This is a genomic window from Pseudomonas sp. rhizo66, assembly GCF_031931925.1.
Classification (GTDB): Bacteria; Pseudomonadota; Gammaproteobacteria; order Pseudomonadales; family Pseudomonadaceae; genus Aquipseudomonas.
Map to the genome: position 1 here is coordinate 187,615 of NZ_JAUJWZ010000004.1, position 25,416 is coordinate 213,030.

The window sequence follows — 25,416 nt, forward strand, 5'->3', positions numbered from 1 at the left end:
CAGAAGTAGAGGTATTCACAGTGTCGGCCGTTCTCTCACTGTTACAAAGCCGTTTGTTGCGGCCCGTGTTTGTTACCCTTGGTATCGCCCTTTTGGTGCAGGTGCTGGTGGCCGTTGCCCTCACGCGGAGCACCGTCACCGCGCTGGAAGCTGATTTGGCGGTGCGCTTGGGCGCCGACAGCCAAAAACTTTCCGGTGAACTGGAGCAAGCCGGGCGTGAAGTCACCTCGAGTCTCGATGCCTTGTCTGCCAGTACCCGCCAGCGGCTTACCGCCGGCCTGTCTTCGCGCTTGAAAGAAGAGCAGGCACAACTGCGTGCGACGCTGGAAAAGGATCTCAAGGACTCGGCCAATGACATGGCGCAATTGCTCGCCTCCGTGGCCCCGCGCGCCATGTGGGACAGTGATGTGCCGACCCTGTCCGAGTTCGCCCGCCGCGCCCAGCGCAATCCCAATGTGCTGTTCGTGGTCTATGACGACGCCACCGGTCAGCACCTGACCCGCTATCTCAATCGCGAAAACCCGATCAACAAGGCCTTGCTGGAAAAAGGCCAGGGCGAGCGCGCCCTGGATAAAGTGCTGGATGCGGCGAAAAACGATCCGTCGGTTTACTACCTGGAGGCCTCGATCAATCCCAATGGCGTGGAGATCGGCAAGGTACTGATGGGTGTCTCGACGGCGTCGGTGGAAACCGATCTCGCGGCACTCGACAAGCGCTTCTCCGCGCTGATCGCCAGCAGTGATCAATTGGTCGGCGACAGCCTGAAAGGCGCTGCAGCGGACAGTGCCAAAGCCATGCAGGCGCGCCTGCAATCGGCGCAGTCAACCGCCGTCGAGATGAAAGCCAACACCGCCAATACTGTTCAAGAAGCGGCGGCGACTTTGCGTTGGCGGATCGGCATGGGCCTGGCGCTGGTCGGTTGCGGCGTATTGCTGTTGCTGGCAGTCGTGCTCGGCCATCGCGTGGTCAATCGTCTGAAGATGCTCAACGCCGCGATGGATGACCTGGCGGCGGGCGAGGGCGACCTGACCAAACGCGTGCAGATCAACAGCAAAGACGAAATCGGCGACATGGCTTCGGCGGTCAATCGCTTTGTGGATAAGTTGCAGCCGATCGTGCGCGAGGCGGGTGATGTGGCGCAGCGTACCGGTGTGGAAATCGGCGCGATGACGTTGCGCAATGCCGGTGCCGATGCGGCGGCGGGCATGCAGCGTGATGAAGTGGCGGAGAGCCTGCGCGCGCTGTCGCAAATGGCCGACGAGGCGCAGTCGGAAAGCCATGCGATGCAAGCGGCGCTGAAACAGGTTGTGGATATTCGTCAGGCCACCGACGAAAACACTCGGACTTCCGCCAGGGTCGGCAGCCTGATCGAGGCGCTGGCGGGGCAGGTCGATACCGGGGCGAAAGTCATCGAGCGGCTGGCGCAGCAGAGTGAGCAGATCGAAGTGGTGCTGACGGTGATTCACGGGATTGCCGAACAGACCAACCTGCTGGCGCTCAACGCCGCTATCGAGGCGGCGCGGGCCGGCGAGACCGGGCGTGGTTTTGCAGTGGTGGCTGACGAGGTTCGCGCATTGGCCAGCAAGACACAAAGCTCTACCGGTGATATTCAGGCGCACATTGTCGCGTTGCAGCAGGGTGCGCGCGAAGCGGTCGAGGCGATCGGTCAGGCCGGGCGTCAGGCCAGTGAAGGTTTGCTGGTGTTGCGTGACAGTGCGCGGTTGCAGCAGTCGGTTCAGATCTCGGTCGAGCAGGTGCATGCCGCGATTGGCCTGGCGACACAAGCAGCTGCGCATCAGGCGCAGGGTGCTCAGGCTGTTCGTGGTCGGGTCGAGACGATTCATGCGCAGGCCGAGAAAGCGGCGCAGGCGGTAGTGGAGACCACGGCGAGTGGCAAGGTGCTGGATGGTTTGGCGGCGCAGCTGAAGGCGAGTCTGGGGCAGTTCAGGGCTTGAGGCTGTTTGGGCGGGCCTCTTCGCGAGCAGGCTCGCTCCCACATTAGATCGCATTCCTCTGATGGGACTCGGTCAAAATGTGGGAGCGAGCCTGCTCGCGAAAGCGGTGTCAGCGGCTCAGATACATCCGCGTTGTCAGCAGATAAACCGGCAATCCAGACACCAAAATCAACAACGCCGCATAAGGCGCCGCTGCCGCAAATTCGACATTCGCGGTATGCGCCCACACTTCGGTCGCCAGCGTATTGAGCCCGGTCGGACTCAGCAGCAACGTCGCCGTCAATTCCTTCATCGCATCCAGAAACACCAGCGCAAACGCTGCGCCCAAGGCCGGGAAGATAATCGGTAGCGTCACCCGGCAGAACGCCGTCAACGAAGACGCGCCCAGGGTGCGTGCAGCCTCTTCCAACTGCGGCGCAGCCTTGTTCAGCGCCGTGCGAATCGGCGCCTGTGCCAGTGGCAGAAACAGCAGCGCATAGGCGATCAATAGCAGTCCCGAGGTCTGGTACAGCGCCGGCACGTAATGCAGGGCGAAATACACCAGCGTCAGCGCAATCACCAGGCCCGGCAGCGCGTGCAGCAGATACGGCAAGCGTTCGGCCCAGATCGCCAGGTGACCTTTGTAACGCACCACCAGCAATCCCACCGGCACCGCCAGTACCAGGCACAGCGCCGCGCCACCCAGCGACAACGCCAGCGACGACAGCAACGCTTCAGTGATAGCCGCTACTGGGAATGCTGCCGACGAGCCGACTGCGAGCCAGTACGCCAGCATCCCCAGTGGAATCCCGCTACCGACGATCGCCAGCAGCAGGCAATAGAACTGACCGACCGCCGCCCAAGGGCCCAGACGAACCTGTTCAGCCTGCCGCGCCGCGCCTTGTCCGGTGCGCACATGTCGGCCTTTGCCGCGTACGCGCAGTTCCAGCCACAACAGCACCAGACACAGCGCCAGCAAGACCGCCGACAGCATTGCTGCGTTGGCGTTGCTGAATTCCAGTTCGAATTGCTGATAGATCGCCGTGGTGAAGGTTTGCAGACCAATGATCGACAGTGCGCCGAATTCCACCAGCATGTGCAAGGCAATCAGCAGCGAACCGGCCAATAGCGACGGCCAGAGCAGCGGCAAGGTGACGCGGAAAAATACGCCCCAGCGATTCTGCCCAAGGGTGCGGGCCGATTCTTCGAGGGAGGGGTCGAGATTGCGCAGCGTCGCCGCCACCGGCAGGAAGATTAGCGGATACTTGGACAGGCTCATCACCAGAATCGCCCCGCCAAGCCCTTCGAACTGCGCGCTCAAAGAGACCCAAGTGAAGCTGCTGACAAACGCCGGCACCGCGAACGGCAGGCACAGAACCACCCCCCACAGGCGCCGCCCCGGCAAATTGCTGCGCTCCAGCAACCAAGCCAGTGACAGGCCGATCACGCCGCAGGTAATCGTCACGCCAACCATCAGTGCCAAGGTGTTGCGCAGCAGGCCGAATACATACGGGCGCCACAACAAATGCAGCGCTTGGGCCCAACCGGCCTGCCAGGCCTTGAGCCCGACGTAAGCCAGCGGCAACAGACTCAGCACCACCAGCAACAACACTGGCAGCACCAGCCAGATTGAAGGCCGCTTACGCTTTGGTGCGTAACCCCCGCGCGCGGCGGGGGCGGATAACGATGCGGTCATCAGTTCAAGCCAACTTCGCGTTCCAGGTCCAGCGCTTCTTCAGCATTGCCCAAGTCGGCGGGCGTCACGTTCGGTGCTTCCAGTTCGCTGAACGGCTTGAGTCCGCGATCCGATTCCATGCCTTTATGCAGCGGGTATTCGGCGGTGGTCTGGGTGATCACGCGCTGACCTTCTTCGCTGGCCATGTAGGCAAGGAATTGCTGGGCTTCTTTTGGATGTTTGCTGGACTTCAGCACGGCAGCGCTGGACACGGTAATCAAGCCGCCGACGTCACCGCCGGTGAAGTAATGCAGTTTCGAGTCGAGTTTGCCTTTCTCGCGCTGCAGGGCGAACCAGTAGTAGTTGTTCACCAGCACGGTGGCGACTTCACCGTTTTCCACGGCTTTGAGCGCAACCATGTTGTTGCTGTAGGTCTTGCCGAAAGCGCGCAGGCCGGTCAGCCATTCTTCGGCTGCGTCGCGACCGTGCATCTTGATGATCGCCACGGCTTGTTCCTGGAACGCGCCGCTGGTCGGGACGAAGCCGACTTTGCCTTGCCACTTCGGATCGGAAAATTCCATCACCGACTTCGGCAGGTCTTTTTCATCGATCAGCTTCGGGTTGAACGCGACGACACGAACCCGGGCAGTCACGCCGATCCAGGTACCGTTAGCCGCGACGTATTTTTCCGGCAGCACGGCCAGGGTGGCGGCATCGGCCTTGGTCAGCAGGCCTTGTTCGCCGAGATTGTTCAGCGGCGGCGATTCTTCGGTGTAGATGACATCGGCAGGGGAGCGGTCGCCTTCTTCGATGATCTGGCTGGCGAGCTGATTGCTGCTGCCTTTGCGCACGTTGACGTGAATGCCGGTCTTGGCTTCGAAGGCTTTGGCGATCGCGTCGCCGACTTCCTTGTGCTGGCCGTTGTAGAGAGTCAGGGAAACCGCATCGGCAGCCTGGGTGAGGGGAGTGGCGAGCGCCAGGCCGAGGAGGGTGAAGGTCAAGCCTCGGCGCAGGGTATTTCGAAACGTCATTCGCAGGGTTCCTCACTGTCGCATTGCAAAAACTTGCAACAATGATAAACGATATTGTTTCTCAAGTGCGCCTTGCGGTGGGGCTGGCGTTTTGATAGGTGAGGTGGCGATAAATTTCTGGAAGCCGGAAACGCAAAAACCCGCTTTCGCGGGTTTTTGTGAAATCCAAGGTCGTAACCTTGAATTTGAATTGGTGCCCAGAAGAAGACTCGAACTTCCACGACCGTAAGGTCACCAGCACCTGAAGCTGGCGTGTCTACCAATTTCACCATCTGGGCAATCATCGCAAGCGTTGCCGCTGTTGATGTGGCGCACTATACGGAGCGCGTTTTGATCTGTAAACCCCTGATTTAATTTTAATAAATCAGTTTTAAGAAAACCCGGGCTTAGAATGCAAAAAACCCGCTTTCGCGGGTTTTGTGTGAGCCTTGAAACTGATCTAGTCTCAAGCTCGAAATTGGTGCCCAGAAGAAGACTCGAACTTCCACGACCGTAAGGTCACCAGCACCTGAAGCTGGCGTGTCTACCAATTTCACCATCTGGGCAGTATCGGCAGCGCTGTGCGTCGTCGATGGCGCGCACTATACGGAGCGTCTTTTTAACTGTAAACCCCTGTCAGCAAAAAATATGATTTTTTTTACCAGCGGTGTTCAAAACGGCTTTCAAGCGACGATACAGACCCTCATAAGGGCCTTATATAGTCGGAAATTTCCCGTTTCATGGCGCCTATGCCAAACTAACCCGTATATAGACAAGGTGAAAACTCTCTAATGGCCGATTGGCAGTCCCTCGATCCCGAGGCCGCTCGTGAAGCGGAAAAATATGAAAACCCTATTCCTAGCCGCGAACTGATCCTGGCGCACCTCGCCGATCGGGGTTCGCCGGCTGCCCGCGAGCAACTGGTCGAAGAGTTTGGTCTGACCACAGAAGACCAGATCGAAGCCCTGCGCCGCCGTCTGCGCGCCATGGAGCGCGACGCTCAACTGATCTACACCCGCCGTGGCACTTACGCGCCGGTCGACAAGCTCGACCTGATCCTCGGTCGCATCAGCGGTCACCGTGACGGTTTCGGCTTCCTGGTGCCGGACGATGGCAGCGACGACCTGTTCATGAGCCCTGCGCAAATGCGCCTGGTGTTCGATGGCGACCGTGCCTTGGCGCGCGTCTCCGGTCTCGATCGTCGCGGTCGCCGCGAAGGCGTGATCGTCGAAGTGGTGTCCCGTGCGCACGAAACCATCGTCGGTCGCTACTTTGAAGAAGGCGGCATCGGCTTCGTCGTTGCGGACAACCCGAAGATCCAGCAGGAAGTGCTGGTTACTCCGGGCCGCAACGCCAACGCGCAGATCGGTCAGTTCGTCGAGGTGAAAATCACCCATTGGCCAACGCCGCGCTTCCAGCCGCAGGGCGACGTGGTCGAAGTGGTCGGCAACTATATGGCGCCGGGCATGGAAATCGATGTCGCGCTGCGCACTTACGACATTCCGCACGTCTGGCCTGAAGCCGTTCTGAAAGAAGCGGCCAAGCTCAAGCCGGAAGTCGAAGAAAAGGACAAAGAGAAGCGCGTCGACCTGCGCCATCTGCCGTTCGTCACCATCGACGGCGAAGATGCCCGCGACTTCGACGATGCGGTTTATTGCGAAGCAAAACCGGGCAAGCTGCGCTTGTTCTCCGGTGGCTGGAAGTTGTACGTGGCGATTGCCGACGTTTCCAGCTACGTGAAAATCGGTTCGGCGCTGGACAACGAAGCGCAAGTGCGCGGCAACTCGGTGTACTTCCCTGAGCGCGTCGTGCCGATGCTGCCTGAGCAACTGTCCAACGGCCTGTGCTCGCTGAACCCGCATGTCGATCGTCTGGCCATGGTTTGCGAGATGACCATCTCCAAGTCCGGCGAAATGACCGACTACTGCTTCTATGAAGCGGTGATCCATTCCCACGCTCGTCTGACCTACAACAAAGTCAGCGCGATGCTGGAAACGCCGAAAGTTGCCGAAGCGCGCAAACTGCGCGGCGAATACACCGACGTTGTGCCGCACCTCAAGCAGCTTTATTCGCTTTACAAAGTGCTGCTCGCCGCCCGTCATGTGCGCGGCGCGATCGATTTCGAGACTCAGGAAACCCGGATCATCTTCGGTTCCGAGCGCAAGATTGCCGAAATCCGTCCGACCACCCGTAACGATGCGCACAAACTGATCGAGGAATGCATGCTGGCGGCCAACGTGGCCACCGCCGAATTCCTCAAGAAGCACGAAATCCCTGCGCTGTACCGCGTCCACGATGGTCCGCCACCGGAGCGTCTGGAAAAACTCCGTGCGTTCCTCGGTGAGCTTGGCCTGTCCCTGCACAAAGGCAAGGATGGCCCGTCGCCGAAGGACTATCAGGCGCTGCTGGCGAGCATCAAGGACCGTCCGGATTTCCATCTGATCCAGACCGTGATGCTGCGTTCGCTCAGTCAAGCGGTGTACAGCGCTGACAATCAGGGCCACTTCGGCCTGAATTACGAAGCCTATACCCACTTCACTTCGCCGATTCGTCGTTACCCGGACTTGCTCACGCACCGTGCGATCCGCAGCGTGATCCATTCGAAACAGGACACCCCGCACGTTCGCCGTGCCGGTGCGATGACCATTCCGAAGGCACGCATCTATCCGTACGACGAGGCTGCGCTGGAACAACTCGGCGAGCAGTGCTCCATGAGCGAACGTCGCGCGGATGAAGCGACCCGTGACGTGGTGAACTGGCTCAAGTGCGAGTTCATGAAGGATCGCGTGGGCGAGTCGTTCCCGGGTGTGATCACCGCGGTCACCGGTTTTGGCCTGTTCGTCGAGCTGACCGACATCTACGTCGAAGGTCTGGTCCACGTCACGGCGCTGCCGGGCGATTACTACCACTTCGATCCTGTGCATCACCGCTTGGCGGGCGAGCGCACCGGGCGCAGCTTCCGCCTCGGCGATACCGTTGAAGTGCGGGTCATGCGCGTCGACCTCGACGAACGCAAGATCGACTTCGAGATGGCCGAAAAAACCATCAGCGCGCCGATCGGTCGCAAAAAACGTGGCACTGAAACCGCGGCTCCGGCGGCCAAGGTTGCGGAAGAAAAGGCTCCGGCTAAAACCGCCAGCCGTCGCCCGGCCAAGGAAAAGGCTGCAGAAGCTTATCGCCCTAGCGATGCCGTGGCGAAGAACGCCGAGCTGCGCAAAAGCCGTGAATTGAAGAAGGCCTTGTTGGCCGATGCCAAAAACGGTGGTAAAGCGGCGTCCGGGGGAAAGACCGGACGGTCGGCGCCTGAAAAGGCTTCCGGCGGCAAGCCAGCCAAACCGAGCAAACACCGTAAGGGCCCGCCAAAAGCGGGTTCCGCTCCAGCCAAAAGTGGCGGGGCACGTAAACCGAAGGCGAAGTCATGAGTCAGTTGGAAAAAATCTACGGCGTTCACGCGGTAGAAGCGTTGCTGCGTCACCACCCGAAACGCGTCAAGCAGATCTGGCTGGCGGAAAGCCGCAACGATCCGCGTGTGCAGACTCTGGTTGAGCTGGCCAACGAAAATCGCGTTCAGGTCGGCCAGGCCGAACGTCGCGAAATGGATGCCTGGGTTGAGGGTGTGCACCAGGGCGTAGTCGCGGAAGTAAGCCCGAGCCAGGTCTGGGGCGAAGCCATGCTCGACGAACTGCTCGATCGCACGGAAGGCGCGCCGCTGTTGCTGGTGCTCGACGGCGTGACCGACCCGCACAACCTCGGTGCCTGCCTGCGTTCGGCCGATGCGGCCGGTGCGCTGGCGGTGATCGTGCCGAAAGACAAGTCGGCGACCCTGACGCCGGTCGTGCGTAAAGTCGCTTGCGGCGCGGCGGAAGTGATTCCGCTGGTCGCGGTAACCAACCTCGCCCGTACGCTGGAAAAGCTTCAGCAGCGCGGTCTGTGGGTTGTCGGCACGGCGGGCGAGGCTGAGGTCAGCATCTATGACCAGGACCTGACTGGCCCGACCATTCTGATCATGGGTGCTGAAGGCAAAGGCATGCGTCGCCTGACCCGCGAACACTGCGACTATCTGGTGAACCTGCCGATGGCCGGTAGCGTCAGCAGCCTCAACGTTTCCGTGGCGACCGGCGTCTGCCTGTTCGAAGCCCAGCGTCAGCGCGGTGCAAAAGCCAAGGCTGCCACCAAGAAATCCTGAGTCGTACGCGATTCAAATGTGGGAGCGAGCTTGCTCGCGAAAGCGGAGTGTCAGTCGACATAAATGTTGCCTGACAAACTGCATTCGCGAGCAAGCTCGCTCCCACAGTGTTTTGTGGTGTTGCATAAATGGGTGGTTGTTCAAATATTCACCAATTGCCTTGCACCTCCTCTGTCCCTTCTCTACAATTGCGCCCCTTGCTGTGACGGCAGGCACGCATGTGCCCCGCGCCAGCAAGTCCATAAGTGTCATTCACTCCTTGTCTGACCGTTTTTGAGCGGCAGGCTACAACCCGTAAGGAGCATTCATGCGTCATTACGAAATCATCTTTTTGGTCCACCCGGATCAAAGCGAGCAAGTCGGCGGCATGGTTGAGCGTTACACCAAGCTGATCGAAGAAGACGGCGGCAAAATCCACCGTCTGGAAGATTGGGGCCGTCGTCAACTGGCCTACGCAATCAACAATGTTCACAAGGCTCACTACGTGATGCTGAACGTTGAGTGCACTGGCAAGGCCCTGGCCGAGCTGGAAGACAACTTCCGCTACAACGATGCAGTGATCCGTAACCTGGTCATCCGTCGCGACGAAGCCGTTACCGGCCAGTCCGAGATGCTCAAGGCTGAAGAAAACCGCAGTGAGCGCCGTGAGCGTCGCGACCGTCCTGAGCACGAAGGCGCTGATAGCGCTGATAGTGATGACAGCGACAACAGCGATAACGCTGACGAGTAATCCACGGACCTTTTAAGGAGCCTATCAAATGGCACGTTTCTTCCGTCGTCGTAAATTCTGCCGCTTCACCGCTGAAGACGTGAAAGAGATCGATTACAAAGATCTCAACACTCTGAAAGCCTACGTATCCGAGACCGGCAAAATCGTTCCAAGCCGCATCACCGGTACCAAAGCTCGTTATCAGCGTCAGCTGGCCACCGCTATCAAGCGCGCCCGCTTCCTGGCCCTGCTGGCCTACACCGACAGCCACGGCCGCTGAGACCGGGCAGTCGACAAGTAGCAAAGGATTGAATGCATGCGTGCCTTAGCTGAGTTCATCATGCGAGGCCGTATGCAGGCCACTCTCGTGGTGGCCGGATGTGCAACATTGCCGTTGTTGTATTGGTTGGGTGCTGCCGCGGGGAGCCTTGTGCTGCTGCGGCGCGGACTGACGGACGCCCTGGGTGTTCTGTCTCTGGGGCTGCTGCCGGCGTTGATCTGGTGGTTGTATGCCGACGACCCACGGGCACTTCTGGTGCTGCTGGGGTCTTCGGGGCTTGCGTTGGTTTTGCGCGCAAGTGAGTCCTGGGTCCGTACGCTGCTGGTCAGCGTAGTGATTGGCGTGGTGTTTTCGGTGGTGCTTGGGGCTGCGTTTGCGGCCCAGATCGAGATGCTCGCGCAGGCCTTGATAAAGGTCATGCCGGCGCTTCTCGGTGAGACCTACAAGCAATTGTCGGTCGATGAGCAAGCGCGTTTCGCGTCCCTGATTGCACCGGTCCTGACCGGACTGATTGCGGCGCTGTTGCAGATCGTCAGCGTGCTGAGCCTGATTGTCGGGCGGCATTGGCAGGCGTTGTTGTACAACCCGGGTGGTTTTGGTCGCGAGTTTCGCGCCATCCGGATCCCGCTGGGGCCGGCGATGTTACTGCTGGCGTTGATGCTTCTGGGCCCGAATCTCGGTGCACAGATGGCCATGTTGACGCCGTTGTGCAGTGTACCGCTGGTGTTCGCCGGACTTGCCCTGATTCACGGGCTGGTCGGGCAGAAGCGACTGGCCGGTTTCTGGCTGGTGGGGTTGTACGTCACGCTGCTGCTGTTCATGCAGCTGATCTATCCGTTGCTCGTGGTTCTGGCCATTGTCGACAGCCTGATTGATTTTCGCGGTCGTCACGTGTCGAAAGACGCCGATAACGCGAACGGTGAAGGTTAAAAGTTAAGAGGATTTCCACATGCAACTGATCCTTCTGGAAAAAATCGCCAACCTGGGCAACCTGGGCGACAAAGTAAACGTTAAGGCCGGTTACGGCCGTAACTACCTGCTGCCTTTCGGCAAAGCTACCGCTGCAACCGCTGCCAACCTGGCTGCGTTTGAAGAGCGTCGTGCCGAGCTGGAAAAAGCTGCCGCAGACCGTAAAGCATCGGCTGAAAGCCGTGCTGCCCAACTGGCCGAGCTGGAAGTGACCATCACTGCCACCGCTGGCGACGAAGGCAAGCTGTTCGGTTCGATCGGTACTCACGACATTGCTGACGCACTGACCGCCTCCGGCGTTGAAGTTGCGAAAAGCGAAGTTCGTCTGCCGAACGGCACCATCCGCAACGTGGGTGAATTCGACGTGGCTGTGCACCTGCACGCCGAAGTTGAAGCCACCGTACGCGTTGTCGTGGTAGCAGCTTAAGTAATACCTGATCGGCTGGCGGCTTGTCCGTCAGACGGTTAACATCGGGCACGATCCTGTTTACAGGTCGTGCCCTTTGTCTTTCTGAATTCCCTGTTTTTCCCAACAAACACAAGTGGCCATGAACGATATCTCCGCTCCCGAGCAATACGATCTGCAAACCGCTGCCCTGAAGGTGCCGCCGCATTCCATCGAGGCCGAACAGGCTGTACTCGGTGGTCTGATGCTGGACAACAACGCCTGGGAACGCGTGCTCGATCAAGTCTCCGACGGCGATTTCTATCGACATGACCACCGTCTGATCTTCCGTGCGATCGCCAAACTGGCCGATCAGAACATGCCGATCGACGTCGTGACCCTGTCCGAGCAACTGGACAAGGAAGGGCAGACCTCGCAGGTCGGCGGCCTTGGTTACCTTGGCGAACTGGCCAAAAACACGCCGTCCGTCGCCAACATCAAGGCCTATGCGCAGATCGTTCGTCAGCGTGCAACGTTGCGCCAACTGATCGGCATCAGCACTGAAATCGCCGACAGCGCCTTCAACCCGGAAGGCCGGACCGCGGAAGAGATCCTCGATGAGGCCGAACGGCAGATCTTCCAGATCGCCGAAGCACGGCCAAAGACCGGTGGCCCGGTCGGTGTCAACGAACTGTTGACCAAAGCCATCGACCGCATCGACACCCTGTTCAACACCGACAACGCGATTACCGGCCTGTCCACCGGTTACACCGACCTCGACGAGAAGACCAGCGGCCTGCAGCCTGCCGACTTGATCATCGTCGCTGGCCGTCCGTCGATGGGTAAAACCACCTTTGCGATGAACCTCGTGGAAAACGCTGTGTTGCGCAGCGAGAAGGCGGTCCTGGTGTACTCCCTCGAGATGCCAGGTGAATCGCTGATCATGCGTATGCTCTCCTCGCTGGGCCGCATCGACCAGACCAAGGTGCGTTCCGGCCAACTGGAAGATGATGACTGGCCGCGCCTGACCTCGGCGGTCAACCTGCTCAATGATCGCAAACTGTTCATCGATGACACCGCCGGTATCAGCCCGTCGGAAATGCGTGCGCGGACCCGGCGCCTGGTGCGTGAACACGGCGACGTCGGCCTGATCATGATCGACTACCTGCAACTGATGCAGATCCCGGGTTCCAGCGGTGACAACCGTACCAACGAAATTTCCGAGATCTCGCGATCCCTGAAAGCGCTGGCCAAGGAATTCAACTGCCCGGTGGTGGCGCTGTCGCAGCTCAACCGTTCCCTCGAACAGCGTCCGAACAAGCGTCCGGTGAACTCCGACTTGCGTGAATCGGGAGCGATCGAGCAGGACGCCGACGTGATCATGTTCGTGTACCGCGACGAGGTGTATCACCCGGAAACCGAGCACAAGGGCATCGCCGAAATCATCATCGGCAAACAGCGTAACGGCCCGATCGGTTTTATCCGCCTGGCGTTTATCGGCAAATACACGCGCTTCGAAAACCTCGCGCCGGGCAGTTACAACTTCGACGACGACGAGTGACAGCAGGCCGAAATCAATCGGCCTGCTGCGCCGCTCTATTGGTTACAGCGTTGCGTTACTCGCTCCCGGGGTTTCCTGCGCAAACGTGACGTTGGCAGAAGTCGCCTCGATTGTTGTTCGAGGCTGCAATTCCTGCCGCGTCAGCGTCTGAATCAATGTCGCTTCGACAATCGCCAACTGCGCCGTCACATCATCGGTTTGCGAGTTGTATTGAGCCTCGCTCAGCAGGCCTTGTGATGACTGGCTGTCGAGAATTCCCTGACGATCCTGAAACGGCTGACGACTCGCATCGAATTGCGCCCGGTATTTGTGAATGATGAAGTCCTGCCAGAAATCCATCGACACCAACGCCTGAAATTCTTCAGGCGAACCATTCAGCATCGACACTTTGCGATACGCCGCATCCAGCATTGCCGGGGTAACGCCGGCCATACCGATAAACGTCAGTGCCTGCGGCTGAAACGGCAATTGCAGGCGATCTTTCAGGCCAAAGCGGTAGGCCATGGTCATTTCATGTGGATCGCGTATGCGCAAGCTATGGCTGTTTCGCAGCTCGCGGGAGGTTGCCGGATCGTTGATGATGGCCCTGCTTGAGGCGATCTCTGCTGCCGCGAAGTCGTCGACGTGCTTCAGGCGAAACAATCCTTTGGACAATGCCACCAAGGGTGCGCCATCCAGATCGAGTCTGGCCTGAACCCGAGCCTTGTACGTCATGGCCAGGACTTGCAGGTCGGTGAAGGTGGCCGCGGCGAGGTCAGTGCAGCCGGCTTCGCACGCGCGATCGAACAGCTCCCTGCGCAGGTTTCTCGACTGCGGATTATTTTCTGTGATGACATCGATCACGTCCCAGGCCTGACGCCGAAAATCAGCATGGTCACCGCGGCTCGCCAAGATGTTGAAGAAACCGTCCGAGCCATCCTGCTCGCGTAACGCGCGCCATTGAGCTTTTCGCGCGGTAGCCTGATCAACGCTTAATCCCGCAATCCATCGCGGGTCCGGTTCCAGGGCGTCTCTTGTGACGGGACGTCGTGCGACGTTGACGGACGTCGTGATCAGGTTGGCTGTTCGGGTCAGAGGCGTACCGGCTAACATCAGTCGTTCACGGTAGGCGAGCAATTGCTGCGGCGTTGCGTCCGACAGCGGGTTATTGCTCACCAGCGTGCCGCTGTTGACCTGGACCGAATGTGCCAGGCGCTCCGGGGGCGGAGCAGTGACAAAGTCAGGAATCGTGGTGATCTGATTGTTGCTCAGATCGATCCGGGTCAGCAGGGGTTGATCAAACAGCCCGGTTGGCCACTGCGTGATGCCGGTGTTCGCCAGGGTGACCTCGCGCATATCGGTGATCAGGCTGAAATCCGGGATCACACCGAGCTGGGGATTGTTGTCGATCCAGAGTGCTCTGAGCGTTGTGCGTCCAGCCAGTATCCGCGCCGTTTCTGCATTGAGTTCAAGTTGGTTGTGCTGCAGAAACAGGCGCGTCATCGCGTGCATTTCTCCCACCGCCGGGGGCAAGTCCCTGAGGCGATTGTTCGACATGTCCAGCCAGCGCACATGACGAAAACGGGTGAGGAAACCTTCCGGTGACTCCGTCAGACTCATGCCGCTCAATCTGAGTGAGCCAACATGGCTGAAGTCGATGCTCAGATCCGGCAGGGTCGGCAAGGTCAGACCGCTCAAGTCCAGTTCCAGGCCGATCGGCGAGCCGTCGAAAGCGTGCTTTTGCGCCGTTTCGCGGCGCCAGCAACTGATGATCAAATCCCGCGCTGCGGTGCGGTCATTACGGGTGGTAGCGTTGATTTGCAGCTGATTGGCACGCACGTAACGCAGGCGGTTACCGCCTCCGGAAAAAACCCAGTCGTCGAGCTGGGTTTTCAGAAGATCGAACTCTTGTTCCAGCGCGAGCAAGCGTGGGGCAAAGGTGCCTTTGTCATGACTCCAGATGAACTCTCTGCACTCCTTGATGCTCTTGGTCGGGTACAGGTTTCGATAACGCTGCGCCCTGGAGTTCTCGCTATCGAATACGGCGGGATGCGCCGGCTCCATCAGCTCGGGGTGAGACGCTTTAAGGTGTCGCCAGTAGCCGTCGAACTTTCGCCAGTACGCGGCGGGGAAGTCGTTGCCTTCAAGTCGCGTGACATTGTTGATCCGCGCGACCAGGGACAGCGTCTCGGGTGTCGGGTTGAGGTTCGCCTGAGGAACCTCGCTCAAGCGGTTGTCGCGCAGGTCCAGGCTGGTCAGAGCGGTTTTGTCGAGCAGCCCGGCAGGCCACTGAGTGAGGCCTGTGTTTTTCAGGTTCAAGACCTGCAACCCGGACATGGCGCTGAAGTCAGGCACCACCCGCAGTTGATTGTTGGACAGATCAATCTGTTTCAACTGATGCAGTGCACTGAGTGCCAAAGCGCTTTGCTCATCCAGTTTTATCTGGTTTGAACTCAGATCCAGATAGTTGAGTTTGTCCATCTCGGCGATTTTTTGCGGCAGTTTATCGATGCCGGAGTTAACGATGGTCAGTCTTTCCAGATTGGGGCAATTGGACAGAAGCGTATTGGCGGTGTCCGACCAGATTACCGAGTCGAGACTGAGGGATTTGATGTGACTGAAATCCACGGTCAGCAGGGGTAATGGACCGTACAGCTGTGGCAGTTTCAATACGCCTTCCGACTCACCCAGCCAGCAGCCTCTGATGATTCTTGCCAGGCGGGTGGCGTTGACTCTTTCCGGGCCCAGGGCGTTGGCCGCCCCGGGTTGACTGTCGGCGATGTAGGCCTGCAGTTGCGTTTCCAGTAGATCGAAACCGGCAATGCGTTGCGCTATCTGCTCTTCGGCGCCGTCACCGAGGCCGAGCAGATATTCCCTGGCGGCTTGCGGATTCTTGTCCGGATACATCCGCTGCACCATCGCCACTTCGGGAATGTCGCCATCCAGTCTGAACGCATCTGCGCGCAAGCCAGTGCGCATCGCCGGATAGTCGGCCACTACGCGGCGCCAGTAAACCTCGAGCGTTCGCCAGTAGCCGGCCGGGAAGGGGTTGCCTTCAATCAGCGTGACCGAGTTGATACGGGTGATCGCCAGTCGTTCATCGCTTGACGGGTCAAGGATCGCCTGTGGAATTTCGCGCAGTTGGTTATTGCGCAAGTCGACCAAGCCCAGTGCCACCTGATCGCGTAGACCGCTGGGCCAATGGTCCAGCCCGGTGTTGCTCAGGTTCAATGACTGCAGGTGTGACATGCCGCGAAAGTCCGGGATTCTGCCAAGCGGATTGCCCGACAGGTCGAGGTGTTCAAGCTGTTTGAGTGCGCCCAGTTTTGCTGCTGTCTGCTCATTGAACTCGATTCGGTTCGAGTTCAGTTCCAGGGCCTTGAGAACACTCATCGACGCGACATCGGGCGGCAGCTTGTCCAGGGTGGAGTGAGTTACCGACAGTTTCTCAAGGTTGGGGAAACGGCCAAGGAAGGTGTCGGCGGTGTCCGACCAGGCGACCGCCTTCAGCTCCAGTGTTCGTACGTGGCTGAAGTCAGCCGTCAGCGGGGCAAGAATCGCTTCGCCCAAATCAAGTTTCAGCGTCGTCCCCGTCTGCCGTTTCCAGCAACGTTTTATTTCTTCGGCGGCACGCTCCACCGCGGGATGTGCAGTTTCGGTAGGGGCCTGCGAGAATGTCTTGCTGATCCAGGAAGCGAGATCTGCCTTGAGTGCCCTGTAACTGGCCTCGCGTTGGGACAGATAGTCGCGGACGTCATCGCCGTGGGAACGCAGAAGCTGAGAGATTTCCTCGCTGTTGAGGGCCGGGAAGAGTTTTCGCGCACGTGACTCTGGCGTTCGTAATTGATTGATCGCGCTGGCAAATCGTTGCAGCAGGTTGGGATGCGCGGGGCTGCCCGGCTCGCTGCGGAACATGCCGCCGGCACCGCCGACCGCCGTCCCCAGCCAGCCTTCGCGAGCATCGAAAATGATCGGCTCCGAGCGCCCGGGACGGGTAGCGATGTAAGTATTGGTGCTGTCGCCGGCCACCGGATCTTGCCCACGGACGATGCGCATTACCGCTGTCGATGGGGTCGAGGCGTCGGTGTCGTGCAGGACCTGGTAACTGTGATTGTCGATCACAGCATAGAGTTTACCGTTGAGCCGGTGGAGGCCATCGCTACCCATTTGAACGCCAGTGAAATCCAGCGGCGTGCGGAAAACTTCCAGACGGCTGCTCGACAATGGCACACCAATCGGCTCGAAGTGTTCCAGTTCATGCCACAGCCCCGAGCTGGAGTCTCGCAATAATACTGGCCCCGAGGGGTTGGATTCGCTGGGCAGCCTGGCCCGATACAGACCCGTTTGCGCATCTTTGCCGACCAGCACGATGCCGCCGGGCACATCGGCGTACTGGCGGCCTTTGTGTGTTCTCAAACCTTCAGCGTTGCGATCCGACAAACCACTGGCAGCAGGCACCCAGTAATGTTCCAGTGACTGGCTTGCCGCGCGCGGATTTTCAATGGACATCGCGGGTTGATGAACCGTGATGCCTGGTGCCGGCTCGATCGCATCGATATCGGCTGGCGTTGGTAAGCGGCCCGGTCGTGGTGTATGCCCACCGGGTATCGAGATGTCTAAATCTGTGCGCAGTGGCAGGTCGAGGCGCGGGGAGTCCACGTCTGGCACAGCGTTTTGGTGAGCCGGGCGATTACCGGGCCTGTTGCTTTTGGGAGGCGATTTAACGGGCATGTCTTTCTATCCTTGCAGGGTTTGCGCATCAGCTCGTTTGAACGAGCGCTGATGGCAGGGGCGGCGTCATTGCCTGATTGATCGTATGGTCCTGAGTCCTTTACTCAGGCTTGAGGTGCACGCCAGCCGCGCTGGCCAGTGCAAATATTTTGCTCGCGGTCTTGCCATCGAAGGTCTGGCGCCAGATGGCCACGTGCGGCAAACCGGCCAGTTCATCGCGGCGCTGAGCGTCGATGCCGCGCCTGCTCTGTTCGAGGGTTTTGAGGTGACCACCTCTGGTGGTGAAACTCAGGGGCGGGGCGTTGTGCTGGTCATAGTGGAAATGTGCCTCCCACAACGGTGTGTCGTCAGCGCGATCAGTGATCGAATAAACATCGAGAAACGACTTGCTTTTGCCCTTGCCCAATGGCTTGCGGTCAACGGTTTTACTCACGCTGACTTCGTCGGCATCCATCAGATAGTTCAAACGCATGATGTCGAGCACGTCCCGGTTCTTGTACATGCGCACCAGAACACTTTGGCCATGGGCATCCAGTGACTCGGCAACGCTTCGCAAGCGCGCAGCCAGGTCGAGGAGTTCGGTGTCATTGGCCGCGTCTTCATGGCTTTCCAGGCGCCTTGCCTGCTCGTTCAGGCTTTCCGTCTCTTTGCCCAAGCCTTCAAGAATCTCGGTCGGATTGGTTTTTCTCGCTTCTTCCACCCTGGCCTTGGCGACGTGCTGTTCAACGTCGACCAGTAACCGCTTTGCCTCGGCGACCAGTTGTGGTCGGGGTGTACTGGCGATGGGAGGTCGCACTGGCAACCATTCGCCCTGTCTTTTTTCGTAGCGGGCGGATGGAGAGCCGGGGCGCAACGGGTCCGGGACCCTGACGATGACATTGCCGTCCTGAGCCGTTTCCGTTTCACCGACCAGAACCCGGTAAGTGCCGTGCTGGCGGACCCGGAAAACTTTCCTGGGGGAAAAAGGGCGGGGGCTTTCCGAAGGGTCGGGCAGCGCTGGAAGGAAGTCGAAATCGATATCGTGGTCGATGTTGGGCAGCTCGCGATCGCGGCCAATCGATTCCAGAATGTCGTTCAGCCGGTTTTCGATTCGCCTCTCGAGTGGATCAATCAGTCTGAGAATTTCCCGGAGATACCCGGCCCTCAAAGCATCCGTGTCAGCATTGACCGCCAGTTGCAGTTCAAATCGGGATTTGTCCGTCCTGATCTGATCAAGGCTCAAGAGCAGCGCCATCGGATGCTCATGTTGCGGAATGTTTATCAGGTCTCCGGTGACCAGGTCGACAGAGGAAAGCGATGGCATGGTGGTATTGGGCGAATGGTCGGGCGTGCCCGCATACAGGTGTACGTAGAGGGTCAGCTTGTTGAAGTTGATGCGTTCGGCCGACGGTACTTGTTGCCTGATTTCTTCGAGTATCGGCGCCGCTCCAGGGTCGGCTTTTCTGATTTCTGCCAACACCACTTCACGTTCTTCGATAAATCTCAGCTTCTTGTTCAGGTGAGGGATCATTCGCTTGCAACTGTCGGCATCCAGACTGGAGACCGCCGGCCTGACCCGCAGGTCCATGGCCGCCATGAGACGGTTGAGGAATTCGGCGCGCTCTATGCGGAAGGTGTGCAGTTCCTGCTTGAACAGCCCGTTGGCTTTCGCAAGGACCAGCCATTTTCTGTTGAGCACCAGCGACTCCACGAAATCTGCCTGTTTTTGCACATGCTTGAGCAAATGCACTTCGAGACTCAGCAGTTTTGCGTTTCGCTCTGCACTGCCCTCGGGCAGTTTCTGGATTTCTGCCCAGAGGGTGTTATGCCGGTCCGACGAGTTCGTCAACTCCGTGTGGGCCTTGTGAAAAGGCTCGTACATCTGCATCAACGTGTCTTTACTCAGGCGGGCAATCTCCGCGTCCTGAATGCCTCCCTTCAGGTCTGGCAAATGATAGACCCAGCGATTACCTTCATCGCGCCTGACCGGCCGTGTTGCGCCGCTGCGGCTGGCCCGGTAGATATTCGCGCTGTCGACTGCCACGGGGTCTTTCGGGTTGACGATACGCCACCCTTTTTGGGCCCCGGTGGAGGCACTCACATCGTGCATGACCTGATAAACGTGGTCGTGTAGGGGCAGGTACAGCCGCCCTTCATGGCGCAACATCCCGTCGCTGTCGGCCTTGGCGTCGGTGATATCCGGATTTGTGCGCAACGTCTGCAGGTGAGTGTCGATCAAGGTAACGGCGTCACCGTCCTTGAGCGAATGCCACAGACCGCTGTCGCTGTCGCGCAGCAGTAGCGGGCCAGAGGCAACCCGCTCGGCCGCGAGCTGGGCGCGGTAGAGGCCGGTCTGCGGATCGATCCCGACCATCACGATGCCGCCGTGCCCGACATCGACGTATTCGCGGCCCTTGTACATTCTCAAGCCCTCGGTATTGGCCTGGGGCAAACGGCCAGTTGCCGGGGTTTGGTAGCGCTCCAGTGATTGTGGCCCTGTTACGCCCATTTCCACCGAGGCCGTTGTCGTGTGCGCTATGACGACGGGGGATGGTCTTCTCAGCTCAGGACTGGGCATGCCGTGAGTACCGAGCGGCCGCGTCTGGGGGGCGAGAGAAAACGACGATTCCAGTGTCATACGAGGTGCTTGCCCCGTATTGCCGTGCCCTGGTGAATCCGCGCGAAAAGGGCTGTCGGCATTGGTGGTGCCCTTGGCGCTTTTTTTTGGAGCCATGTTTTTCATCCTTGAAAATAAGTCCCTCAACCCTGGTTCAGGGAGAGGCCGTTTTATGAAGCCAGCTGGAATATTTGCTGTGCTGTCGACAGATCGATGTCTTCGCGCCAGATCCGCACGTGTGCTCGACCTGCCTGTTCATCCCGGCGTTGGGATGACGTGCCGAGCCTGCTCTGCTGCAGGGTCTTGAGATGGCCGCCCTTGGCAGTGAAGTTCAGCGCCGGGCTGTGTTTTTCCGCATAGTGAAAATGGGCGTGCCATAACGGCGTACCGGTTTGCCTGTCGTTCAGGGTGTAAACGTCGAGGAAGTCTTTTTTGTTGCCTTTGCCCAGTTGCACCCGGGCATGGGTTCGGGTGGCGCTGAGATGGCCATGGCTAATCAGGTACGCCACTCGATCAATGCTCAGATAGGCAGGGTCTTTGTACAGCCGCACGCGAATCTCTTCGCCCTCGTTGAGCAGGCGCTGGCTGTCGTGTTCCAGACGCTGGAGCAATGTGGCCGTATCCACGGCACCGGGATTCGGGGCCTGTTCGATTTGTCGGGTGACTTCAGTGAGGTTGTCGGCCCGGTCGGTGAGGAACTCGACGATGCTGGTGGCGTTGCGTTTCGCGCTCTCATCGCGCCAGGCCGTGTTCAAGTGCGAATCGGTTTTTTCCAGAAGTTGCTCGGCCTGGGTGGTCAATGTCGCCAGATTTCTTTCTTGCCGGGCAATCTGGCGACGCCATTCGCCTTCCCGGTGCTCGTAGGTCTGTAGAACCTCTGCCGGATCGTGTGGGTTGATGACATCAATCAGCTCTTCGCCAGCGGCGGTACGGCGCGGCCGACCGACGCGAATCTTGTAGACGCCGTGGTGTTTGCTGCGAAACATCTTGCGCGGTGTGACGCTCGGCTGGTTCCTGTCCTGTGCAGGGATAAAGTCGAAATCAATCGGTTGCTCATGGGGTGGCAGCGCTGATGTCTTCTCCTGCTCATGGTGGAAACGGTTCAGGTGCTCTTCCAGCGTGCCCTCGAAGGTGCGGATGGCCTCGACGATGTCTTCGCGTGAACGGCTATGGTGCGCACCGGTCGGGAGCTGCAGATTCTCGTAAGAGACTCTGATGGCCGACGTCTGATCCAGCAGATCGCTGAGCAACGCGATGCGCGCTTGGGTAGGGATACTGTCGTACGCGCGGAAGGCAAACGTGATCTCGCCAAAGCAGAAGCCGAGGTATCGGGCGTGGGCGTTGTTGATGTCCACTTCAGCCGTCGTATCGACGAACATTCGGCTTTGGGCGTAAACCCAGAATGCCACGGTGTCGTGCAGATCCATCGGCTCGAACGCTACGTCTTTCAATTCGGTTTGCGACAAGCGCCATGTGTTCCGCAGCTCATCAGCAATGGCCTGACGTTGTTTCAGAATCACCAGTTTGGCTGACAGATGGGCTGCGATTTTTGGGTGGTCTGAAACCGGACCGCCGAAAAGCGGTCCGTCGAGGAGCTTGAGCGAGTCATTGGCGATCATCATTTGGTTGAGCGTCAGCATTCGCCCTTTTTGCAGCATGATGACTTTGTTCCGGTAAGAGGTGCTGCCTCTGGCCGCGATGATCCGCTCCTTTTGTCCGGTGTGCACGCTGAGAGCTTTTTCGAGTATCGACAGCTCCCGTTGATGGTGTCCTTCGAGTTGTTCCAATACGTTTCGCTCGCCGTCGGTGCCTTTCAGGGCCCGCCAGCGGTTTTGTATCTGCTCGCCCTTGGCCATCGCCTGGTCGAACTCCAGATCCAGAGCCTGCAGCTCGAAGACCAGGTCGGCCACCCGCGCGGCTTCCGTCGGCTTTGCGCTTCGACGCATGCCTCCCGCACCGCCTACCAGCGTGCCCACCCAACCCTGATGCTCATCAAAGACAATCGGCTCCGAGCGCCCCGGACGTGTGCCGATGTAAACGTTGGCGGAATCAGCGGCCACAGGATCTTCGGAGCGAACGATGCGCATCACGGCCCTCGACGGCGAAGACGCGTCAAGATCATGCAGTGCTTGATAGGTGCGCTGTCCCAACACGACATACAGTTTGCCGTTGTAGTGATGCAGGCCGTCATGTCCAGGTTCTGCGCCGTGCAAATCCAGATCGCTTGCGAAGGCGAGCAGGCGTTGAGTGGACAAGGGGAAAGTGGTGGGGGCGGGGGCCTTCAGGGCATGCCAGAAACGGCTGTCGGGATCGCGTACAAGCATCGGCCCGGAGGCGTGCCGCTCGCTGGGCAATCTCGCTTGGTACAGCCCGGTTTGCGCATCCAGCACAATCTGAACGATCCCGCCGTCCTGCACATCGACGTAGCGGCGTCCCTTGAATGTCCTGAAACCCTCTGCATCGGGATCCGGCAGCGAGACAGGAGCACTGATCCGGTACTGCTCAAGTGATTGCTCCTGAGCCACGGGGTGCGTGGGCGCGGTGGATGTCGACTGGCGGATCGTAATCGGGGGCGCCGCAGTGATCGCGTCAAGGTCAGTGCTCGTCGTGATTTTGCCGGGCGTCTGCACTGCGCGTGCCAGCAGGACACCTGATGGATCCGTCTGATACGGCACACGCCCGATAAGCGGTGTGTCGGGGCGGGGATGGATATGGACAGTGGCGATGCCTCTGATGGGCGATTTCGGTGACATTTCTTCATCCTTGAAGGGTTGTCACATCAGCCGGCGCTGGCGCTGGACTGATGAATATTAGGTTTGAACGGTGATTTGATGCCGGTTACGGGTTGTCGGATGCGCAAAAAGCAGGCTGTAAGAGAAACCGACCATTGCCGTCGGAATTGGTTATTTTTTGTGCTATATTCCGCGCCCGCGAATTTTCACTTCAACACCGGTCGTCGACATGCAAGCAGCCAAGCCGTTATTTGACTATCCAAAATATTGGGCCGAATGTTTCGGGCCAGCGCCATTCCTGCCGATGAGCAGGGAGGAGATGGATCAGCTCGGCTGGGATTCGTGCGACATCATCATTGTTACCGGTGATGCCTACGTCGATCACCCGTCGTTCGGCATGGCGATCATTGGCCGGCTGCTGGAGTCCCAGGGCTTCCGCGTCGGGATCATTGCCCAGCCGAACTGGCAGTCCAAAGACGATTTCATGAAGCTCGGCGAGCCGAACCTGTTCTTCGGGGTTGCGGCGGGCAACATGGACTCGATGATCAACCGCTACACCGCGGACAAGAAAATCCGTTCCGACGACGCCTATACCCCCGGCGGCATGGCCGGCAAGCGTCCGGATCGCGCGAGTCTGGTCTACAGCCAGCGCTGCAAGGAGGCGTACAAGCACGTGCCGATCGTGCTCGGCGGCATCGAGGCGTCCCTGCGCCGCATCGCCCACTACGACTACTGGCAGGATCGCGTGCGTAACTCGATCCTGATCGACGCCAGCGCCGACATTCTGCTGTACGGCAACGCCGAGCGCGCGATTGTCGAAGTCGCCCAGCGTCTGTCGTGGGGCCACAAGATCGAAGACATCACTGATGTGCGTGGTACCGCGTTCATTCGTCGTGACACGCCGCAAGGCTGGTACGAAGTCGATTCCACGCGCATCGACCGTCCGGGCAAGGTCGACAAGATCATCAACCCGTACGTCAACACGCAAGACACCCAGGCCTGTGCCATCGAACAGGAAAAGGGCCCGGTCGAGGATCCGCAGGAAGCCAAGGTCGTGCAGATCCTTGCCAGCCCGCGCATGACCCGCGACAAGACCGTGATCCGCCTGCCGTCGATGGAAAAGGTGCGTAACGACCCGGTTCTCTACGCCCACGCCAACCGCGTGCTGCACCTGGAAACCAACCCGGGCAACGCCCGCGCGCTGGTGCAGAAGCATGGCGAGGTCGATGTCTGGTTCAACCCGCCGCCGATTCCGATGACCACTGAAGAAATGGACTACGTGTTCGGCATGCCTTACGCACGAGTTCCACACCCGGCGTACGGCAAGGAGAAGATCCCGGCCTACGACATGATCCGTTTCTCGGTGAACATCATGCGCGGCTGCTTCGGTGGCTGCACCTTCTGCTCGATCACCGAGCACGAAGGCCGGATCATCCAGAACCGTTCCGAAGAGTCGATCATTCGCGAGATCGAAGAGATCCGCGACAAGGTCCCTGGCTTCACCGGGGTCATCTCCGACCTCGGCGGCCCGACCGCGAACATGTACCGCATCGCCTGCAAGAGCCCGGAAATCGAATCCGCGTGCCGCAAGCCGTCCTGCGTGTTCCCCGGTATCTGCCCGAACCTGAACACCGACCACTCGTCGCTGATTCAGCTGTACCGCAGCGCCCGTGCGTTGCCGGGTGTGAAGAAAATCCTGATCGCCTCCGGCCTGCGTTACGACCTCGCGGTCGAGTCGCCGGAGTACGTCAAGGAACTGGTGACCCACCACGTCGGCGGCTACCTGAAGATCGCCCCGGAACACACCGAGGAAGGTCCGCTCAACCAGATGATGAAACCGGGCATCGGCAGCTATGACAAGTTCAAGCGCATGTTCGAGAAGTACACCAAGGAAGCGGGCAAAGAGCAGTACCTGATTCCGTACTTCATCGCCGCCCACCCGGGCACCACCGACGAAGACATGATGAACCTGGCGCTGTGGCTCAAGGGCAACGGTTTCCGTGCCGACCAGGTGCAGGCGTTCTACCCGTCGCCGATGGCCACCGCCACCGCGATGTACCACTCGGGCAAGAACCCGCTGCGCAAAGTCACCTACAAGAGCGACGGCGTGACCATCGTCAAGAGCGAAGAGCAGCGTCGTCTGCACAAGGCGTTCTTGCGTTATCACGACCCGAAAGGCTGGCCGATGCTGCGTGAAGCGCTGATCCGCATGGGCCGCGCTGATCTGATCGGTTCGGGCAAGGATCAATTGATCCCGACGCACCAGCCGGCTACCGACAGCTACCAGAGCGCCCGTCGCAAGAACTCGACGCCGGCCGGCAGCCATAAAGTGGCGAAGGAAGGCAAAGAGAAGACCACCAAGATCCTCACCCAGCACACCGGCCTGCCTCCGCGTGCCAGTGATGGTGGTAATCCGTGGGACAAGCGTGAACAGGCCAAGGCAGCGGCGTTTGCCCGTAACCAGCAGGCAGCCAAGGAGCGCAAGGACGCCGCGAAAGGCAAAGGGCCGAAGCCGGCGCGCAAGCCGGTCGTCCCGCGCTAAACATCGCTTGAGCTCAACAGAACGCCAACCTTCGGGTTGGCGTTTTGCATTGTGGTAGAAGATCAAAGGATCGCAGCCTTCAGCAGCTCCTACATGGGGATATGCATTTTCTGTAGGAGCTGCCGAA

At 59.4% G+C, this 25,416-nt stretch carries 14 protein-coding genes and 2 tRNA genes; 9 read left to right on the forward strand and 7 right to left on the reverse strand.

Going from position 1 to position 25,416, the window contains the following annotated elements:
* Positions 1-20: 20 nt before the first annotated feature.
* A complete protein-coding gene (locus QZR14_RS06695; RefSeq protein ID WP_311996181.1) occupies positions 21-1,955 on the forward strand; it encodes a methyl-accepting chemotaxis protein in 1,935 nt (644 codons plus the stop codon).
* A 109-nt stretch (positions 1,956-2,064) separates the two neighbouring features.
* Here the strand turns inward: QZR14_RS06695 and QZR14_RS06700 are convergent, their stop codons facing one another.
* The 4 genes from QZR14_RS06700 to QZR14_RS06715 all read right to left on the reverse strand — a co-directional run bounded on the left by QZR14_RS06700 (position 2,065) and on the right by QZR14_RS06715 (position 5,185).
* Positions 2,065-3,630, reverse strand: coding sequence for an ABC transporter permease (locus tag QZR14_RS06700; protein ID WP_311996182.1), 1,566 nt, complete (start codon positions 3,628-3,630; stop codon positions 2,065-2,067).
* Positions 3,630-4,640, reverse strand: a complete 1,011-nt coding sequence (locus QZR14_RS06705) for an iron ABC transporter substrate-binding protein (RefSeq protein WP_311996183.1) — start codon at positions 4,638-4,640, stop codon at positions 3,630-3,632. Before QZR14_RS06705 ends, QZR14_RS06700 begins: the two co-directional genes overlap by 1 nt.
* 191 nt (positions 4,641-4,831) lie before the next feature.
* Positions 4,832-4,918 (reverse strand) — tRNA-Leu (locus QZR14_RS06710).
* A gap of 180 nt (positions 4,919-5,098) precedes the next feature.
* A tRNA-Leu gene (locus QZR14_RS06715) sits at positions 5,099-5,185 on the reverse strand.
* A gap of 225 nt (positions 5,186-5,410) precedes the next feature.
* Here QZR14_RS06715 and rnr point away from each other — a divergent pair.
* The 7 genes from rnr (at position 5,411) to dnaB (ending at position 12,709) form a co-directional block, all read left to right on the forward strand.
* Positions 5,411-8,041: a ribonuclease R gene (rnr, locus tag QZR14_RS06720; RefSeq protein WP_311996184.1), complete on the forward strand. Its 2,631-nt coding sequence runs from the start codon at positions 5,411-5,413 to the stop codon at positions 8,039-8,041.
* Positions 8,038-8,805, forward strand: a complete 768-nt coding sequence (rlmB, locus tag QZR14_RS06725; protein ID WP_093105350.1) for a 23S rRNA (guanosine(2251)-2'-O)-methyltransferase RlmB — start codon at positions 8,038-8,040, stop codon at positions 8,803-8,805. The genes rnr and rlmB overlap by 4 nt, the downstream gene beginning before the upstream one ends.
* Before the next feature lie 307 nt (positions 8,806-9,112).
* The gene (rpsF, locus tag QZR14_RS06730; RefSeq protein ID WP_038360383.1) at positions 9,113-9,535 is read left to right on the forward strand and encodes a 30S ribosomal protein S6; all 423 of its coding nucleotides are present in this window, start codon (positions 9,113-9,115) and stop codon (positions 9,533-9,535) included.
* Between the two features lie 28 nt (positions 9,536-9,563).
* A complete protein-coding gene (rpsR, locus tag QZR14_RS06735) occupies positions 9,564-9,794 on the forward strand; it encodes a 30S ribosomal protein S18 (RefSeq protein ID WP_002551829.1) in 231 nt (76 codons plus the stop codon).
* A gap of 36 nt (positions 9,795-9,830) precedes the next feature.
* Entirely contained in the window at positions 9,831-10,724 is an 894-nt protein-coding gene (locus QZR14_RS06740; RefSeq protein WP_122599308.1) for a hypothetical protein, read from the forward strand.
* 19 nt (positions 10,725-10,743) lie between these two features.
* Positions 10,744-11,190 (forward strand): 50S ribosomal protein L9, encoded by a 447-nt coding sequence (gene rplI / locus QZR14_RS06745; protein ID WP_003186385.1) that lies wholly within the window; start codon positions 10,744-10,746, stop codon positions 11,188-11,190.
* A gap of 121 nt (positions 11,191-11,311) precedes the next feature.
* On the forward strand, positions 11,312-12,709 hold the full coding sequence (dnaB, locus tag QZR14_RS06750; protein ID WP_008016882.1) for a replicative DNA helicase: 1,398 nt from the start codon (positions 11,312-11,314) through the stop codon (positions 12,707-12,709).
* Positions 12,710-12,751: 42 nt separating this feature from the next.
* Here dnaB and QZR14_RS06755 read toward each other — a convergent pair whose 3' ends face one another.
* The 3 genes from QZR14_RS06755 to QZR14_RS06765 all read right to left on the reverse strand — a co-directional run bounded on the left by QZR14_RS06755 (position 12,752) and on the right by QZR14_RS06765 (position 22,768).
* Positions 12,752-17,197, reverse strand: coding sequence for an NEL-type E3 ubiquitin ligase domain-containing protein (locus tag QZR14_RS06755; RefSeq protein WP_311996185.1), 4,446 nt, complete (start codon positions 17,195-17,197; stop codon positions 12,752-12,754).
* A 322-nt stretch (positions 17,198-17,519) separates the two neighbouring features.
* A complete protein-coding gene (locus QZR14_RS06760) occupies positions 17,520-20,132 on the reverse strand; it encodes a hypothetical protein (RefSeq protein WP_311996186.1) in 2,613 nt (870 codons plus the stop codon).
* Positions 20,133-20,185: 53 nt separating this feature from the next.
* On the reverse strand, positions 20,186-22,768 hold the full coding sequence (locus tag QZR14_RS06765; protein WP_311996187.1) for a hypothetical protein: 2,583 nt from the start codon (positions 22,766-22,768) through the stop codon (positions 20,186-20,188).
* Positions 22,769-22,976: 208 nt separating this feature from the next.
* Here QZR14_RS06765 and QZR14_RS06770 point away from each other — a divergent pair, with 208 nt between their 5' ends.
* Positions 22,977-25,289 carry a YgiQ family radical SAM protein gene (locus QZR14_RS06770; protein WP_250602948.1) on the forward strand — a complete coding sequence of 771 codons (2,313 nt, stop codon included), beginning with the start codon at positions 22,977-22,979 and terminating at the stop codon, positions 25,287-25,289.
* Positions 25,290-25,416: the final 127 nt, after the last annotated feature.